The organism is Peptoniphilus lacydonensis (assembly GCF_900106515.1).
Taxonomy (GTDB): Bacteria; Bacillota; Clostridia; order Tissierellales; family Peptoniphilaceae; genus Peptoniphilus_A; species Peptoniphilus_A lacydonensis.
Genome location: NZ_FNWF01000003.1, coordinates 486205 through 504630, shown reverse-complemented (window position 1 = coordinate 504630; position 18426 = coordinate 486205). Strand labels below are relative to the sequence as shown.

Sequence of the window (18426 nt, the reverse complement as noted above, 5' to 3'; positions counted from 1 at the left end):
TTTACTCCTTTTTAATTTGGAAAGAAAGGAAAGAATATAGGAAGAAGAATAAGAGCAAGTGTTCCACAAATTAATATAAGTGGCAATCCTGACTTTACATAGTCTTTAAATCTATATTTTCCAATGTTATAAACCATAGTATTTGCTGGCATACCAATAGGCGTTGCATAAGCCATTGATCCTCCAATAACTGTTGCCATTAAAACTGCCCTTGGATCTGCTCCTATGGTCTGTGAAATTGAAAGCGAAATTGGGACCATGAGTGCAGTTGTTGCAGTATTTGACATAAAGTTTGTAAGTGTTGCACAAATTATAAAAATTATAATTAGAAGTGTAGTTGGAGATGGATTGTCTCCTAGCTTCGACACAATTGTAGTTGCTATAAGGTCTCCAGTTCCGGTTTCCTTTAATGCAGATGCAAGAGCAAGAGAACCTACATAAAGTAAAATAGTGTTCATATCAATTGATTTAATTGCATCTTTACTAGATATAACTCCCATAACTACAAGAATTAAAGCTCCAACCCAAGCAGAAATAAAAAGTTTAATACCTATTTGTTTTTCAAGAACCATTGAAAGTACTGTTAAAATCAATATTATAAGAGAAGTCCATTGTTTCCATTTTGGAATATCTTCATAGGATTTTTCTTGTGAATAAATGGAATCATTATCTTCATTCTCTGCATTGTCTGGCAAAAGTTTATAACCAATAGTTATAAAAAATATTATACCTATGATTAAAACTGGCAGACCAATTTTTGCGTATTCAAAAAATCCAAATTCAAGTCCAATTGTTTCAAGACCTGACTGAGCAATCATATTACCAGGGGCACCAATTAAACTTAAATTTCCACCCATTGCTGCTGCAAAAACAAGTGGCAGTAAAATTTTTGATTTTGGAAATTTTGTGGATTGTGAAATTCCAATAAGAACAGGAATTAAAACTGCTGCAGTTCCTGTATTTGATAAAATTCCAGACATTAACCCCGTTATAGTCATTACTGCAGCAATAAGTTGCCTTTCGGTTTTAGCAAATTTTGTAACTAGACTACCAACTTGTTGAGCCATTCCAGTTTCAAAAAATGCAGCTCCAATGATAAACATAGCCATAAACAGTAGCACATTTGGGTCTGTAAATCCAGAAAAAGCTTCTTTAGGTTCTAATATTTTTGTAAGTACAAGTCCAACAGCAACAATCATAGCTGTAACCCATAGTGGGATTTTTTCCCATGCAAACATTATTATTGCAAAAAGTAAAAATCCAATTGTGATAGTTTGTGTGTTCATAAAAGCCTCCATATGTAAATTTTGATTTCATTATATGGAAAGGGCTCTAAGAAGTCTATCTCATTATTAAGTAAAAATTTTGTTGTGAAAACAAAAAATCTTATTTATAAGATTATTTTTATTTAAAATTAAGATTAGTAATCTTAAAATATGACAACTTAATTTTTTTGATCTATACTGAAGTAGTAACTTCAAATTTCTAGTGAAATTTTTTATAAAATTCTATCTTAAAAAATAACTAGTCAAGATTTTAAGATATGAAAATTTTCTAATAAAAATATTGATAAACTCACATATTTTTATTAGAAAATTTCATAAAAAGACTTCGGATAGTCCGAAGTTAAATTTAAATAATTTTGTTCATATTTTTTTCTAAGTCGTCAATAATTTTTTTGTAAATTTCAATTTCAAGTTCTTTATGATTTATCTTAGCATCTTTAAAATTATCTTTTTCATTTTCACAATTCCATTCTCTTTTTACCCTTAACCAATGTATATTGTCTTCATTTAAAAAAACTTTTTTAAATTGAGAATCTATGTCGAGGGTTTCTTTATTAAGGCTTTCTCTGTATTCAGAAGGAGATCTTCCAAATTTTTCTCTAAATGCGGAGTTAAAACTTCTAACATTTGAAAAACCGTGATAGAAAGCTATATCAGATATTTTTTTATCACTCTGTTTTAAATCATTTGTAGCTTTAGCAAGTCTCTTCCTTTGCAAATATTCTGTAAAAGAAATTCCAAGAGTTTTTGATATAATTTCTGAGGTGTAATTTGGGTGATAACCTGCAATAGTAGCAATATCGTCTAGAGTTATCTTTTTCATGTAGTTTGCGTCAAGATAATTTATGATAGTTTTTATTATTTCATCTTTATTTGATGTAACATTATTATTTTCACATTTTTCTTCTTTTTTAGTAAAATTTTTGATAGAGTTTAAAATAATTTTATCAGTGGCAATAGATCGTTTAATTTTATTTTCAAAAGAACTATTATAAAAAGATTCGACGATTTCAGACATACTTGTTCTTAATTCAACAGCAAAATTTTTATTACGACTTAATTCATCTGTTGCACCTGACCAATGGTATTTATCTCTAACTACGTCGAATTGGTCTAAAAGCTTGGGACTAAAGTGAAGGACTATGGCTATAGTGTCTTTTTTCTTAGAGAGAGTAGCATGCCCTTCGTTGCTATCAAAAAAAATTATGTCATTTTTAGAAAGTTGAAAGATTTTTCCATTGGCACAGGCCTCTAAAGAACCGTTAATAACAATAAGGCATTCCACATCTTCGTGCCAATTATAATTAAAAGCTCCAATATAGTAGGCATAACATTTTATTTCAAACTTTTTATTTTGAATTTCTCTATAATAAGAATAATTTATTTCCTTCATATAAAGCACCTCTAATTTAATTTTAACAAATAGGAAAGGTAAATGGAAATATAAGGCTTGATTAAATTTCTAAATTTTTAATTAATTTGGAGAATATTATAGATTAAGATAAGAATAATATTATCTATTAATAATCTTGTATAAAGAGAAATTAATTATTATAATAATTATATCAGGGGAGCGTTTGCTGAGATTAGGTTTATCCTTAAACCCTTTGGACCGGGGCAGGTAATGCTGTCGTGGGAAAAGTATGTTCCCGCTATGGGAATTTTTTTATGCAAAAATTTGTACAAATTTATTTTAGGAGGTATATATGAAGATTTCAGTGGCAATACAGGTTTTGCCAACTACAAAAGAAGCTACATCTGAATCAGTAGTTGCTGTGGTTGACAAAGTAATTGAATATATTATTGATGAAAATGTGAATTATGTTGTTACACCTTTTGAAACTGTAATTGAGCTTGATGATTATGATAAGGCTTTTGAAATTTTGAAAAACTGTGTAAAAATTGCAGGCGATTTATCAGAACAGGTTGCTTGTTATAGTAAAATATTTTATTCAGAAAAGGGAATTTTGACAATTGAAGAAAAAACAGGTAAATATCAAGGATAATATCTCAGCAGCTTCTTTGATAATAATTATTTTAGCTCTTTGGCAATTTGTAACAACAAAGGGAATAGTCGGACCGTATCTTTTGCCAAAACCAATTGATGTTATAAAGGCTTTTGTAAATGATTTTTCTACTATATTGTCCCATTTGGGAACTACTCTTACGGAAGCTTTTTGGGGACTTTTTGTTGGTGTTACTCTTGGTTTTATTGTGGCACTTTTGATGGATTTGTCTGAAACAATTTATTCTGCACTTTACCCAATACTTGTAATTACGCAAACAGTTCCGACAGTTGCAATTGCACCACTTTTAGTTTTGTGGATGGGTTATGGGATTGCTCCAAAAATCACTTTGATTGTGATTGTGACATTCTTTCCAGTTGCAATTTCTCTTCTCGAGGCTTTTAAGCAAGTGGATCAAGATAAGATAAAACTTTTAAAGGCAATGGGAGCAAGTAAATACGAAATTTATAAATATATAAAACTTCCAGAAAGTCTTTCTAATTTTTTCTCTGCTTTTAAGATTGCGGTTTCATATTCTGTTGTTGGTGCAGTTATTGCCGAGTGGCTTGGAGGTTTTAAAGGTTTAGGAGTTTATATGATAAGAGTTCAGAAGAACTATTCCTTTGACAAGATGTTTGCAGTTATATTTTTAATTTCGGCAATTTCATTAATTTTGATGAAACTCGTTAGTTTTATTCAAAAGAAAATGATGCCGTGGATGGAGGAAAAATGAAAAATTTAAAAAAAGTACTTATTATATTTTTGGCTTGTGCCATGCTTACTGCTTGTGGAGATGGCGGCGAAAAAAGTAAAAATCAAAATAAAAATGAAAAAGAAGATGTAAAAACAGAAAAAGTTAGTTTCTTGCTAGATTGGGATCCAAATGTAAATCATGCAGGTCTTTACACTGCAATCGAAAAGGGATTTTTTAAGGATGAAGGTATTGAAGTAGAAATTAATCAACCGCCTGCAAATGGGGCAGAAGCTCTTGTGGCATCTGGCAAAGCAGATTTAGGGATTTCTTTCCAAGATACAATTGCACCAGCTTTTGCAAATAAGGATCCACTTCCAGTTACAGCAATTGCTGCAATTATTAATCACAATACTTCTGGTGTGATTTCTTTAAAAGAAAAAAATATTGAAAGACCAAAGGATATGGAAGGTCACAATTATGCAACATGGGGACTTGAAATTGAACAAGCTATTTTAAAACAAGTTGTAGAAGATGATGGAGGAGATTTTTCTAAAGTAGAAATGATTCCTGAAAATGTTACAAATGCAGTGCAAGCGATAAATGGAGATATTGATACAGTTTGGATTTTTTATCAAGTAGATGGAGTTTTGGCAAAAAATCAAAATGTTCCAATAAATTATTTTGCATTTAAAGATATAAGTCCTGTTTTTGATTATTACACACCTATTTTGATTGCAAATAATGATTTCTTAAAAGATAAAGAAGATGTTGCAAAAAGATTTATGAAGGCTTTTGTTAAGGGGTACGAATATGCGATTGAAAACCCTGATGAAGCAGCAGAAATTCTTGTAAAGGCAAATCCTGAACTTGATAAGGATCTTGTAAAAGGTGGAATGGAATATCTAAAAGATAAATATAAAGATGATGCAGAATACTTTGGTCAAATTGATTCAAAAAGATGGAATGATTTCTATACTTGGCTCTTTGAAAATGGACTAATTGAAAATGAAATTCCAAAGGATTTTGGTTTCACCAATGATTTTGTAAATCCAGAAAATTTAAAATGAGTGAAAAATTAGAGATTTTAAGAACAGAAAATATTAACAAATCTTTCGATGATAAGATTATTTTAAAAGATATAAATATTAAACTAAATAAAGGAGAATTAGTGTCTTTCGTTGGAGTATCTGGGAGTGGGAAGACTACGCTATTTAATATAATAGCAGGTCTTCTCGGGCCGGATAGTGGAAAAGTTTTTTTAAGAGGTAAAGAGATTACAAATAAGGCGGGGAAAGTATCTTATATGCTCCAAAAGGATCTTCTACTTCCATATATGACCATTATAGATAATGTATCTCTTCCACTTGTTCTTCGTGGAGATAAGAAAAAAGTTGCAAGAGAAAAAGTGAAAGATTTGTTTAAGGATTTTGGATTAGAGGGTAATGAATATAAATATCCATCACAACTTTCAGGAGGAATGGCACAGCGTGCAGCTCTTTTAAGGACTTATGTTTTTGGAAGTGAAGTTACACTTTTAGATGAACCTTTTAGTGCATTGGATGCGATAACAAAAGCTTCAATTCACAAGTGGTATAAAAATATTATAAATGAAATGAAAATTTCAACTATTTTTATAACTCATGATATAGAAGAAGCAGTGAAACTTGCTGATAGAATTTATATTTTAGGGAAAAATCCTGGTACAATTATTGATGAAATTAATATCAGGGAAAATTTCCATGATAATTTTTTTGAAGACGAAAATTTTATAAAATATAAAAAATACATTATAAATAAATTAGATAATCTATAAAAGTATTGTAAATATTTATATATGATCTGAAAAAGGAGGTGTGGAACCTCTTTTTTTAGCTTGAAACAATATTTTTATATAAAGATGGATAAAAAGTTTAATAATTTAGATTCAATAAAGATGTATAGAGTAGCTTAGAAGATTTATAATCTTTAGTAGTAACTATTGGTACTTTATTATGATTAATAAATAATAAGATATTTTGTGAATATAAATAAACGAGTGAGTTAATAAAACGATAAAGAGAGGAGTTAATATGAGTACAAAAAAAGAAATAAAATATTTCTTATTTATAGTTCTTTTTCTGGATTTTTTGATAGGAATTACATGTAAATATTTTTATAAAGCAGATAATACAGGGGTTATAACACTTGTTATTAGTTTAGTTCCTGCATTTATTGCAATTTTATTAGAAAAAGATTTTAAGTTAAAAGATTTATCTAAAGATAAATTTAGTTTGATATATTTCTTATACTTCATATTATTTATATTTTTTTACATATTGTCATTCTTTTCAGAAAAAGTTTTAAATAATATAAATTTTGTTGTGTATTTGGGTTGGCTAATTAGTCTTTATGTATTAACGATAGATGATAAAAGATTAAGAGGAAAATTTAATTTTTCTTTATTTCTTAAATGGGCTTTTATTGTAATTATAATAGATTTGTTTAGATTGGGAATATTAAATTTTTATTTTCAATCAGAAGTTGATTTTACTGATCTTCTTAATAGATTAGCTGGGACCTTTACAGTAGGATTATTTACTGCAACCTTTAATTTAATATTTACTATGGGTGAAGAATATGGTTGGAGATATTTTTCACAAACAAGACTTCAATCATTATATGGTAATAGAATAGGAGTTTTGTTAACTGGTCTTATGTGGGGCTTGACTCATTTTCCTTTATATTGTATGGTATTTTATTCTGGAACAGAAGGTATATATGCAGGTATAGAAATTACTGTATTTTGTATCGCCATTGGGATAGTGCTTGGACTCATCTACATGGAGAGTAGAAGTGTTATTATGGTAACCTTCATCCATCTTTTGCACAATATGTTTATGACTAATTTCACGAGTGCAGAATACAATCAAGATTTTATTTTTACAAAAGAATTTTTACTTGTATCTGTAATAATTAATATAGTTTTATATACTCCGTTTTTATTAAATAAAAAGTATAATATAAATTACAAGAATAAGTTAGCCACTTCAGGAAGATCTAAAGGACATTTATAATTAAACATCTTTCTAGGGTAATGATTCATCCATGATTCTATATCAGCCACAGCTTTAGAGAAAATATAACTTATAGTAATTTAAAGGTTATGAATGAAGATGAGAAAATAAAAAACATAGCTAATAAATTTAATTTTTTAGATTTAATCAATTCCTATGATAAGAGACTAGATACTCAATTAGGTATGTGGTTTGACGAAGGAATTAATTTATCTATGGGTCAGTGGCAAAAAGTGGCTCTTGCAAGGGCATTTGCAAAAGAAAGTAGTTTATATATATTAGATGAACCAAATGCTTCAATGGATTCTATTACAGAAAGAGAGATTTCAAGTTTATATAAAGATATTTTAGAAAATAAAATTGGAATTATAATTGCTCATAAATTTTTAAATATTGTAGGTTTTGTAGACGAGATTATTATTTTACAAGATGGAAAAATAATTGAGAGAGGAAATCATGAAAGTTTATTAAGAGAAGGAAAATTTTATAAGAAACTTTTAGGAATATAAAGAGCCTCTGTTTTAGAGATGTGGTACTTTTGTGAAAATTCCGTTCATTATAGAAAAAGATTATATAGATGGGATATATATTTAAGTGAAAAATTTTTGCCAAATATTGAATTTACAAGGAAGCGTTAAAGCAAAAAAATCTATAACTTGGATAATTTTAGAAAAAGAAGTATTAATATTATATTTGCATTGTATTCATAATTGACATAACTTGCAAATGCACATTTTGTTTAAGCTTGTTTTAAACCAACATCTATGATCAAAATATACAAACTAAAAACGACAAAAATATTGATATAAATTTTATCTTTATTGTGGATATAATCTATAACATAAATAGATATCGGAGGTTATGAAATATAAGGGTCATAGCCTTTTTAATTGCGACAATAGAATTTGTATTTCCAATGTGATAATGTTTGCAAGTTTTTTATTTTTTTAATATAATTGAATTACGTTATTGCAATAATTTATATGTAACAGGAGGAAGAAATGGAATATTTTGTAGATTTAAATAGTGATATTGGGGAATCTTTTGGTGCTTATAAAATGGGCATGGATTCAGAAATTATAAAATATGTAACAAGTATTAACTGTGCTTGTGGTTATCACGCAGGGGATCCACTTATTATGGATGCTACTTGTGCTGCAGCGGCTGAAAACGGTGTAGAAATTGGCGCTCATCCTGGATATCCTGATTTGACGGGATTTGGAAGAAGAAAAATGGATGTTAAACCTGAAGAAGCTAAAGCTTATATGCTTTACCAAGTTGGAGCTCTTGCTGCTTTTGCCAAGGCTCATGGAAAAAAACTTCAACATATGAAACTTCATGGTGCATTTTATAACACTGCTTGCAATGATGAGAAACTTGCAAATGCAATTTTAGATGCGGTAGAAGAATATGATAAAAATTTAATTTTAATGGTACTTAGTGGTTCTTATATTGCAAAAGAAGGAAAGAGAAGAGGGCTTAGAGTTGCTCAGGAGGTTTTTGCTGATAGAGGTTACAACGAAGATGGAACTCTTGTAAATAGATCCCTTCCAGGAGCTTTTGTAAAAGATCCAAAGGAAGCAATACCAAGAGTTGTAAAAATGATTAAAGAAAATAAAGTTGTCACAGCTGATGGCAAAGAAATTGATATTGTTGCAGATTCAATTTGTGTTCATGGTGATAATCCTGAAGCTCTTGAATTTGTAAAAAATATTAGAGATGGATTAAAAGCTGAAGGTATTATAGTGAAACCTTTAACTAGTTTCTTAAAATAAGGAGATAAAAATGGAAAAAAATAAAAGTAATTTATCTGTCTTATTAGGGGCAGCGTTCTTGATGGCAACATCTGCTATTGGGCCAGGATTTATGACGCAAACCGCTACATTTACGACTAAAATTGGGGCAGATTTTGCAGCAGTAATTTTAATTTCAATAATTTTTTCATACATAGCACAACTTAATGTGTGGAGAGTTATTGCAGTTTCTAAGATGAGAGGACAAGATATTGCAAACAATGTACTTCCAGGGCTTGGATATCTAATTGCACTTTTAGTTGCAATTGGTGGTTTGGCATTTAATATTGGAAATATTGGTGGAGCAGGACTTGGCCTTAATGTAATTTTTGGTATTGATGTAAAGATTGGTGCAGCTATTGGTGGAGTTATAGGTATTATCCTTTTCTCGTCTAAACAAGCAAGTTCAATTATGGATAGAGTTACACAAGTTTTAGGTGCTCTTATGATTATATTAATTGCTTTTGTTGCAGTTAAGACAAAGCCTCCAGTGGGAGAAGCTGTTCACACTGCAGTAGCACCCGTAGGAGGATTTAAAAGTATAGTTCAACCAACTCTTACTTTAATTGGTGGAACTGTTGGTGGATATATTATTTTTTCAGGTGGACACAGACTTATTGATGCTGGAATTACTGGTGAAGAAAATCTATCTCAAGTTAATAAATCAGCTTCATTAGGAATGCTTGTTGCTTTTATTGTGAGAGTTCTTCTTTTCTTAGCAATTCTAGGGGTTACAAAAATGGCAAATGCACAAATTGATCCTGATAATATTGCGGCATCTTCCTTTTTAGCTGCCAGTGGTGTTGTGGGATATAAAATTTTTGGATTTGTATTTGCAGCAGCAGCCTTCACTTCTGTAGTAGGTGCTGCTTATACATCAGTATCTTTCTTGAAAACATTATTTAAATTTGTAGAAGAACATGAAAATATGGTTACTATTTTATTTATTGTAATTTCTACAATTTTATTTATACTAATTGGAAAACCACAAACTTTACTTGTAGTAGTGGGAACATTAAATGGATTTATACTTCCAATTACACTTGCAGTAATTTTAGTTGCATCTCAAAAGAAAAAAATTGTTGGTGATTATGTTCACTCAAAGGTACTTTTTGTACTCGGATGGATTGTTGTTGCAGTTACTGCATTTATGGGAGTTCAAACTTTAATAACTAATATAATTAAGTAATATTTAGGAGTAAAAAATGTATGATAAAATAAAATTTTTAACTGCTGGAGATTCTGCAATAGTAATGGAATTTGGCGATACAATTGAAAAAGAAATAAATTCAAAAATCGCAACAGTTGTGGGAAATTTAAAAAATAAAGAGATTGATGGAGTATTAGATATTTTGCCAACTTACAGATCTATTTTAATTAATTATGATCCTGTAAAGATTTCTTATGGTGAGATGACTGACATTCTAAAGGGACTTAGCAAAGCTGATTCAAGTAAACAAAGTGATGAAGTTAGGTTAATTGAAATTCCTACACTTTATGGTGGTGAGTATGGACCAGATATTGACTTTGTAGCGGAAAATGCAAAATTATCAAAAGATGAAGTTATAAAGATTCATTCTGGTACAGATTATTTAGTTTATATGATGGGGTTTATTCCAGGATTTACTTATCTTGGAGGCCTTGATGAAAGGATTGCAACTCCAAGACTAAAAAGCCCAAGGCTTAAAATTGAGCCAGGTTCTGTTGGAATTGCAGCAAATCAAACTGGAATGTATCCACTTGAATCACCTGGAGGATGGCAATTAATAGGAAGAACTCCACTTAAACTTTTTGATGATACTAAGGAACCACCAGTCTTTATTCAAGCAGGGGATTATATTAGATATGTGCCGATTGATCGAAAAGAATATGATGAAATAGAAAAAGAAGTTGCAAATGATTCTTACAAAGTTTCAATAAAAAGGGTAAAGAGAGGTGAGCTTCATGAGTAGTATTGATGTAATAAATGGTGGGATTCTCACAACGATTCAAGATAGTGGTAGATATGGCTATCAAGAACTAGGGATTCCAACATCAGGTGTCATGGATGATTACAATTATAGACTTGCAAATATTTTAGTTGGAAATAATCTAGATGAAGCTGTGCTTGAGATGACTTATTTTGGACCTACATTTAAATTTAATGAAGAACTTACAATTGCAATAACAGGAAGTGATATGAATCCAAAGATAAATGGTGAAGTTGCTCCAATGTTTGAAACTATAAAAGTAAAATCAGGTGACACTCTTCAATTTGGAAAAGTTAATGAAGGTGTAAGGGGATATATTTCATTTGGAGGTTCTATTGACGTTCCTGTTGTAAATGGTTCTAAATCAACTCACATAAAGACAAAGATGGGTGGAATGAGTGGTAGAGCATTAAAATCTAAGGATGAAATTAACATTAAGAAGTCAAAAGATAAAACTATGAGAAAAATTCCTGATATGTATCTTCCAAAATTTTCTCACTGCAATATTTTGAGAGTAGTTCTTGGACCTCAAGATGATTATTTCACAGAAAAGGGAATACACGATTTGTTTAGATCTGGTGGATATCAAGTTACAAAAGATTTTGACAGAATGGGAATTAGACTTAAGGGGTCTGCAATAGAACACAAAGAAACAGCAGATATTATTTCTGATGGAACAAATTTTGGATCAATACAAGTTCCTGCAAATGGACAGCCAATTATATTAGTAGCGGACAGACAGACAACTGGTGGTTATACAAAAATTGGAAATGTAATAACGGCTGATCTTTATAAACTTGCACAGATGTCTTTTTTGGACAAAGTTTTATTTGAGGAAGTTAGTATTGAAGAAGCTCAAAGACTTGTAGTTGATTATAAAAATAAATTTGAAAAGATGAAGAAGGAGTCTATAATATGAAATTAAGTGAACTTGCAAAGATGCATCCAAAAGATGTAAGAGATCTCATAAGAAAAGGTGAAGTTGATCTTCCAACATCTGGAATGAGTGAGGGATATTTGCAAGCAAATCTTGCAATTCTTCCTAAAAAATACGCTTATGACTTTTTATTATTTGCTCAAAGAAATCCAAAGCCTTGTCCAATTCTTGAAGTTTTAGATGAAGGAAGTCCTATTACAAAAATCATGGCTGATGGAGCTGACATTAGAACGGATGTGCCAAGATATAGGATTTATAAAGATGGAGAATTTGTAGAAGAAGTTAAGGATTTAAAAGACGTGTGGCAAGATGATTTCGTGACTTTTGTAATTGGATGTTCTTTTTCTTTCGAAAAGGCAATGCTTGAGGCAGATGTGCCTGTTAGACATATTGAAGATGAACACAATGTTCCAATGTATATTACAAATATAGAAACAGAACCTGCTGGAATGTTTCATGGGAATACAGTTGTTTCAATGAGGCCTATTCCTTACAAAGATATTGTAAAGGCTACAACTGTAACCGCAAGATTCCCTGCAACGCATGGTGCACCAATTCATATAGGAGATCCATCTGTTATTGGAATAAAAGATATTGACAAGCCAGATTTTGGTGAAAGAAGTGAAATAAAAGAAGGGGAAGTTCCAGTATTTTGGGCTTGTGGGGTAACACCTCAAGCAGTGGCAATGGCATCTAAACCAGAAATTATGATTACTCATGCACCTGGAAATATGTTGATATTAGATAAAAAAGATGCTTACGTTTCAGTTTTTTAGAAATTAATTTTAATATCTGTTGGGGATACCTGACAGATATTTTTTTATCAAAAATTTTTATAATTAATCATCAATCTTTCACAAAACTGAATTAAGATTTAATTGAATATAAAATTGTTAGGAGGAAGATTATGGATAAAGATGAGATAAAAAAAATAAATAAAAAGAATAAAGGAGAAGGCAAGATTATAATTCTTATTGCAATTATTTTTTCTATGATTGGAGGAATTATAGGATCTTGTATCACAAGTTACAAAACGATTCCACAAAAGAGTTCTTCTTCTAGTGATAGTGGAAATAATTCTAATATTACAATTTCTGCAAAAGATAATGTAAGTGTTGCATCTGCTGTTGCCAAGAAATCAATGTCTTCTGTAGTGGGAATTACTACAAAAGGGGTACAACAATCTTTTTTTGGGCAAGTTGAAGTGCAAGGTGTTGGATCTGGTGTAATTGTCGATTCAAAGGGATACATTTTGACTAATGCTCATGTTGTTAAATTAAATAATCAAGTTGTAAAAGATGTTACGGTTAGACTTAACAATGAAAAAGACATTCAAGGTAAGACAATTTGGGCAGATGATATGATTGACCTTGCAATTGTAAAAATAGACACAAATGAAAAATTAAATGTTGCAACCTTAGGAGATTCTGATTCACTTGAAATTGGAGATACAGCAATAGCAATAGGTAATCCGATTTCACTTCAATTTTCACAAACTGTAACTCAAGGCATTATTTCTGGTCTTGATAGATATGTTGGGGCAGTAAGTGGCGGAGGCTATATGACTGGGCTTATTCAAACAGATGCTTCAATCAACGGAGGAAATTCTGGTGGACCACTTTTAAATGCTGAAGGAGAAGTAATAGGTATTAATACAGTAAAAGTTCAATCAGCAGAGGGGCTTGGATTTTCTATTCCAATTAATTTTATAAAGCCAGTTGTAAAACAAGTTATTGAAACTGGGGACTACAAAGAAATGTCTATTGGAATGTTGACAATGAATTTAGATGCAGCTTCTCAAGTGTTTAATGGCAAAGTTGGAACAGAAAAAGGAATCTTTGTTTATAAAGTTTATAATGGCTCACCAGCAGCAAAGGCGGGACTTAAAGCAGGAGATATAGTTACAAGAATCGGAAAGGATCAAGTAACAGACAACAATGCTCTTAAATCAATTTTATATAAGTATCAAGTGGGCGATACTGTTAACATAAGTTACTTGAGAAAGGGAAAAGAAGAGTCTACTGATATTACCTTTACAGATTATTCAATAGAAAACGACAAAGAAGCTCAAAAAGATATTGAGACTCAAGAACAAGAAAGAGCAAAAGAACAACAACAAAGAAGACAACAAGAACAAGAACTTTTCAATAGATTTAGACAAGAGTTTGAAAATGGATTTTAGATTTGATTAAAATATAAAAATTTTGATAAATTTTATCAAAAACTCTTTACAAATAAAAAAACATATATTATAATAAAAACAGTTAATGATAGTTAATGTCATTTAACAAAAATTTGATTTTGGGACACCCCATAACTAACTCCTAAGATTAATAATAAAATTATACCAATCTTCACTCTTTAAGAGAACAAAGGGACTGCTTATAGGCAGTCTTTTTTGTTTTATAAAAAGTTTTGATTTTCTTAAAAATCTTTTATAAAATATTTAATGTAGATTTTTACAGGTGAAAAATTTGTAGTTTTGTTTTATAGATAACATATAGAAGAAATTTTAAAGTGATAATAAAATTTATACAAGATGTATTAAAAAATAGGAGGAAAAATGAGAAAAGTTTCTATAATAGGCTTGGGAAATGTTGGTGCTACTGTTGCACATACAATTGTTGAAAGATCTCTTTGTGACACTCTCTTTTTATTTGACAAAAAAGAAGGTCTTGCAGAAGCTGAAGTAAGTGATTTGTCTGATGGATTTGTTAGAAGAAATGGGCATATAAATATAGTTGCTGGAGATTTGAAAGATCTAGATGAGTCAGATATTATAGTTTTTGCTCCAGGAGATATTTCCATTTTGCAAAAAAATGATGATAGATTAAAGGAGTTTGAATATACAAAAACTTGTGCAGAAGAATGGGGCAAGAAAATAAAAGATTCTAATTTTAAGGGAATAATTGTGAGTATAACAAACCCTTGCGATGTGATAGCGGAGTATTTGCAAAAACTTTCTGGCATTCCTAGAGAAAGAGTAATTGGAACGGGAACTATTTTGGATACGGCTAGGATGAAAAATTCTGTGGCAAGAAAACTAAATATTGATCCAAATTGTGTTGATGGATATGTTATAGCAGAACATGGCAATAGTCAATTTGTTGCATGGTCAAGTGTGTCAATTGCCACAAAACCAATTCTTGAAATTTTTGATAAAAATGTTTGCGATGAAATTGAAGAAGAAACTAAAATACGTGCTTTTGAAACTATAAAAGCCAAGGGATATACTTCTTATGGAATTGCAAATTCGACTTCAATTGTAATTGAGTCAATATTTCAAGATTCCAGAACCATCTTACCAGTATCTTCTTATTCTAAAAAAGACGGATGTTATATTGGACACCCAACAATTGTTGGACGAGAAGGAGTTCTTGGCGATTATGAACTAAAATTAAATGAAGAAGAAAATGTTAAGTGGAATAAGTCTATAAAAACTATAAAGGACACTTTGCCAAAAATTTAAAAGCCTCATAGGGGCTTTTTATTTTGCGATAAATTATTTCAATTAAAATTAAATATATGAATTGTAAAATATTTAATGAATAAATTTACAAAAACTTTTCCAAAAATTTACAAATTATTATATAATGGATTTCTGGAAGGTGATTGTATGTTTAAAAGGAATAAAAATAATAAGAGGAGAAGCTTTAATAAAGTTGATTTTATTTCACATATTGTGCTTGCTTTGATATTGACTTTTACAATGCTTTTATTAGCTCCTGATAATTCGGGATTTTCAAATAAAATTCAAAAAAATGTTTTAGTATTAATTTTAAACTTTATTCCAATTTTTTTAATGGGAATATTTTTTCAAGGTCTTTTTGGAAAGCGAAGATTTTCGATGATATTTAATACGGTTTTTTATTTAATACTCTACACTGTACATAGGACGAAAGTAATATATAGAAATGCACCCTTTAGAGTTTCGGATATTAGTCTTGGACTTGAAGCTGCTACTATGTCAAAAAATTCTTATTTTCCAGATAAATACTCTATTTTTATATTTGTGATTGTTTTGGTTTTGGTCATGACTGTTACTAAATTTTTTATGGATGATAAATTGAGAATAAAAGACAGAATTATTTCCATTTTTTCTGTTGTTATAGCTTGTGGGTTACTCTTTAATTTTGTGTATTCAAAAGATGCTATTTACAACTCTTTACCATTAAATGGAAACACTTATAATTTAATTGATCATTTTAATTCTAAGGGATTTAATTATACTTTTTTATTTAATTTAAAAAAATCCTTTGTGAGAGCTCCAGAGGGTTATGATAAAAAAGAAATGGAAAAGAGGGACAAAGTTAGTCATGGAGAAGAAATTTCTGTAATAAAATACAATGAAAGGCCAAATATTATTTGGATAATGGGAGAAGCCTTTACAGATTTATCTGAAAATCAACATTTTTCCTTTAGCAAAGGGAATGATCCAAATTATAATTTTAAGAAATTAAAGGAAAATTCTATAATCCATGGAAGAATTGTCACTCCTTCCTTTGGGGGAGGTACTGGCGATACGGAGTTTGATGTTTTGACAGGAACTTTAACAGTTGATTGTGCACCAGATGAAAGTTTTTCTTTTAATGCAATAAAGAGAGATATAAAATCAATGCCAAACCTCTTAAAGACAATTGGATATAAGACTTATGGATTTCACCCAGGCTATGCTTGGTTTTATGGAAGACAAGATGTCTATCCAAAGATTGGTCTTGACGATAATTATTTTTATGAAGATATAGAAAAGCCTGATATGAAAGGTGGATATGTGTCTGAAAAACAATTCTCAGAAATTTATAGAGAAAGATTTTTGGAAAAGGCAAAGAATTCTGATGAGCCAATTTTAAGTTATGCAGTTGACATTCAAAATCATGGGCCATATTTTTATGACAAGTATGGAGAAAATTTACCATATAGTTGCGATGTAAATTTGACAGAAGAAGCTGCAAATAATTTTGGATCCTACTTCTTGGGTGTAAAGGACATGGACATAATGATTGGTGAAGTCTATGATATGATGATGAATTTTGACGAACCTACTATTATGGTATTTTATGGAGATCATTTGCCAGGACTTGGGAATGAACCTAGTGCCTTTGATGAAATTGGAATAAATTTGAGTCATGATGATTTGGCAAAAGAAATTGAATTTTACTCAACTCCCTATGTAGTTGTTGCAAATGAAAGGGGAAGAGAGTTTTTAAATAGAGAAAATGTTGAAGTAAGAGATGGAAATGCTATTTCTGCAAATTACTTGTCTTCTATTATTTTGGATATGTTGGGTTACAACAAAGTGGACAATTTCTTTATGTATAATTCAGAACTTAGAAAGGAACTTCCAATTATTTCTAGAAATTTTATTTTTGATGGAGAAAATACTTATTCAAGACTAAACGTAGATGGCAAAACTAAAGATTTGTACGAAGATTATAAAAAGTATGAATATTACAGAATAAATGATTAGATGAAATTAGAATTTTGAAGTAGGGAATTTGCGAAAAGTTTTAAAATAATTCAAAGAAAGTATTAAAGATTATAAAATTATACACCATAATAAATTAAATAAGGATTAACTATTAAAAAACACTTTTGTTCTTGATATAATGTTAGGGATAGAGGTGTTTTTTTTGAAAACAGATATAATTAAGTTTAAAGGAAAGGAAAAAGATAAAGTTTATTTAAAAAAGATAAGTAAAACTTTAAGGGAAGGCGGTCTTGTTGTTCTTCCAACTGAAACTGTGTATGGACTTGGAGGAAATGGTTTAAATAAGAGAACTTGCAAAAAAATTTATGAGGCAAAGGGTAGACCAAGTGACAATCCACTTATATTACATATTGCAGAGAATTCACAACTTGATGATTTAGTAACAGAAATTCCTGAAGTTGCAAAAAAATGTATTGATAAGTTTTGGCCTGGTCCTTTGACTATTATTTTTAAAAGATCAGAAATAATTCCAGATGAAGCTACAGGTGGACTTCCCACAGTTGCAATAAGAGAACCAAGTAATAAAATAGCACACGAAATTTTGAAATCAGTTAATTTTCCAGTGGCAGCACCTTCTGCAAATTTATCTGGACGTCCATCTCCGACAAAGGTTGAACACGTAATAGAAGATTTAAATGGACGAGTGGATATAATTGTAGATGGAGGTCATTCTGTTGTAGGAATTGAATCAACTGTTTTAGATGTAACAGTTGATCCACCAATGATTTTAAGACCTGGAAAAATTACTTTAGAAGATTTACAAGAAATAGATAGGAATATAACTATTGATAGTGCCACAATTGATTCAAAAAGTGGCGAAGTGCCAAAATCTCCAGGACAAAAATATAGACATTATGCTCCAAAAGCAGATGCAATTTGTTTTGGTGGAAGACTTGATAAAGTTATAACTGAAATAAAAAAGAATGTAGAGGAAAATAAAGACAAAAAAATAGCAATACTTGCAACAGATGAAAGCTATGATGAGTATAAAAATCTAGATGTCAAGCTTCTCATAAATTTGGGATCTAGAGAAAACCTGGAAGAAGTTGCACAAAATCTTTTTGACGCACTTAGAAAGTGTGATGAAGAAGAAGTTGACATAATTTTTGCTGAAGGCTTTGAGCTTAGAGGAATGGGACTTAGTATTATGAATAGACTTCTCAAGGCGTGCAGCGGGAAAGTTGTAATGAGAATTTAGG

Annotated in this window: 17 protein-coding genes and 1 pseudogene; 15 read left to right on the top strand and 3 right to left on the bottom strand. The window is 30.2% G+C overall.

What is annotated here, in order from left to right; translation table 11 throughout:
- Positions 1-11: 11 nt before the first annotated feature.
- Positions 12-1286: an SLC13 family permease gene (locus BQ5450_RS04155; protein ID WP_071126067.1), complete on the bottom strand. Its 1275-nt coding sequence runs from the start codon at positions 1284-1286 to the stop codon at positions 12-14.
- A 346-nt stretch (positions 1287-1632) separates the two neighbouring features.
- A complete protein-coding gene (locus BQ5450_RS04150) occupies positions 1633-2679 on the bottom strand; it encodes an AraC family transcriptional regulator (protein WP_071126066.1) in 1047 nt (348 codons plus the stop codon).
- Between the two features lie 313 nt (positions 2680-2992).
- Here BQ5450_RS04150 and BQ5450_RS04145 point away from each other — a divergent pair, with 313 nt between their 5' ends.
- The 5 genes from BQ5450_RS04145 (at position 2993) to BQ5450_RS04125 (ending at position 7039) form a co-directional block, all read left to right on the top strand.
- On the top strand, positions 2993-3292 hold the full coding sequence (locus tag BQ5450_RS04145) for a thiamine-binding protein (RefSeq protein ID WP_010242558.1): 300 nt from the start codon (positions 2993-2995) through the stop codon (positions 3290-3292).
- On the top strand, positions 3261-4025 hold the full coding sequence (locus tag BQ5450_RS04140) for an ABC transporter permease (RefSeq protein WP_071126065.1): 765 nt from the start codon (positions 3261-3263) through the stop codon (positions 4023-4025). The genes BQ5450_RS04145 and BQ5450_RS04140 overlap by 32 nt, the downstream gene beginning before the upstream one ends.
- Positions 4022-5053: an ABC transporter substrate-binding protein gene (locus BQ5450_RS04135; RefSeq protein WP_010242555.1), complete on the top strand. Its 1032-nt coding sequence runs from the start codon at positions 4022-4024 to the stop codon at positions 5051-5053. Before BQ5450_RS04140 ends, BQ5450_RS04135 begins: the two co-directional genes overlap by 4 nt.
- Positions 5050-5799 (top strand): ABC transporter ATP-binding protein, encoded by a 750-nt coding sequence (locus tag BQ5450_RS04130; RefSeq protein ID WP_071126064.1) that lies wholly within the window; start codon positions 5050-5052, stop codon positions 5797-5799. Before BQ5450_RS04135 ends, BQ5450_RS04130 begins: the two co-directional genes overlap by 4 nt.
- Positions 5800-6055: 256 nt before the next feature.
- Entirely contained in the window at positions 6056-7039 is a 984-nt protein-coding gene (locus tag BQ5450_RS04125) for a CPBP family intramembrane glutamic endopeptidase (protein ID WP_071126063.1), read from the top strand.
- On the opposite strand, the pseudogene BQ5450_RS09505 reads toward BQ5450_RS04125, so the two are convergent.
- Positions 6991-7098, bottom strand: a pseudogene (locus BQ5450_RS09505) (IS30 family transposase); the annotation flags it as partial. The gene BQ5450_RS04125 and the pseudogene BQ5450_RS09505 overlap by 49 nt on opposite strands.
- Between BQ5450_RS09505 and BQ5450_RS04120 the strand changes: the two are divergent.
- The 10 genes from BQ5450_RS04120 (at position 7081) to BQ5450_RS04075 (ending at position 18425) form a co-directional block, all read left to right on the top strand.
- On the top strand, positions 7081-7548 hold the full coding sequence (locus BQ5450_RS04120; RefSeq protein ID WP_324609661.1) for an ATP-binding cassette domain-containing protein: 468 nt from the start codon (positions 7081-7083) through the stop codon (positions 7546-7548). The pseudogene BQ5450_RS09505 and the gene BQ5450_RS04120 overlap by 18 nt on opposite strands.
- Before the next feature lie 492 nt (positions 7549-8040).
- Positions 8041-8814 (top strand): LamB/YcsF family protein, encoded by a 774-nt coding sequence (locus BQ5450_RS04115; protein WP_071126061.1) that lies wholly within the window; start codon positions 8041-8043, stop codon positions 8812-8814.
- A gap of 10 nt (positions 8815-8824) precedes the next feature.
- On the top strand, positions 8825-10021 hold the full coding sequence (locus BQ5450_RS04110; protein WP_071126060.1) for an NRAMP family divalent metal transporter: 1197 nt from the start codon (positions 8825-8827) through the stop codon (positions 10019-10021).
- Positions 10022-10037: 16 nt separating this feature from the next.
- Positions 10038-10784 carry a 5-oxoprolinase subunit PxpB gene (gene pxpB, locus BQ5450_RS04105; RefSeq protein WP_071126059.1) on the top strand — a complete coding sequence of 249 codons (747 nt, stop codon included), beginning with the start codon at positions 10038-10040 and terminating at the stop codon, positions 10782-10784.
- Complete coding sequence (locus BQ5450_RS04100; RefSeq protein ID WP_071126058.1) at positions 10777-11721, top strand: 5-oxoprolinase subunit C family protein; 945 nt, start codon at positions 10777-10779, stop codon at positions 11719-11721. Before pxpB ends, BQ5450_RS04100 begins: the two co-directional genes overlap by 8 nt.
- Positions 11718-12515 carry a putative hydro-lyase gene (locus BQ5450_RS04095; protein ID WP_071126057.1) on the top strand — a complete coding sequence of 266 codons (798 nt, stop codon included), beginning with the start codon at positions 11718-11720 and terminating at the stop codon, positions 12513-12515. The genes BQ5450_RS04100 and BQ5450_RS04095 overlap by 4 nt, the downstream gene beginning before the upstream one ends.
- Before the next feature lie 131 nt (positions 12516-12646).
- Positions 12647-13921: a S1C family serine protease gene (locus tag BQ5450_RS04090; RefSeq protein ID WP_071126056.1), complete on the top strand. Its 1275-nt coding sequence runs from the start codon at positions 12647-12649 to the stop codon at positions 13919-13921.
- 381 nt (positions 13922-14302) lie between these two features.
- Positions 14303-15208, top strand: coding sequence for a lactate/malate family dehydrogenase (locus BQ5450_RS04085; RefSeq protein ID WP_071126055.1), 906 nt, complete (start codon positions 14303-14305; stop codon positions 15206-15208).
- Positions 15209-15355: 147 nt separating this feature from the next.
- Complete coding sequence (locus tag BQ5450_RS04080; protein ID WP_071126054.1) at positions 15356-17206, top strand: LTA synthase family protein; 1851 nt, start codon at positions 15356-15358, stop codon at positions 17204-17206.
- A 163-nt stretch (positions 17207-17369) separates the two neighbouring features.
- Positions 17370-18425, top strand: coding sequence for an L-threonylcarbamoyladenylate synthase (locus tag BQ5450_RS04075; protein ID WP_010248153.1), 1056 nt, complete (start codon positions 17370-17372; stop codon positions 18423-18425).
- Position 18426: the final 1 nt, after the last annotated feature.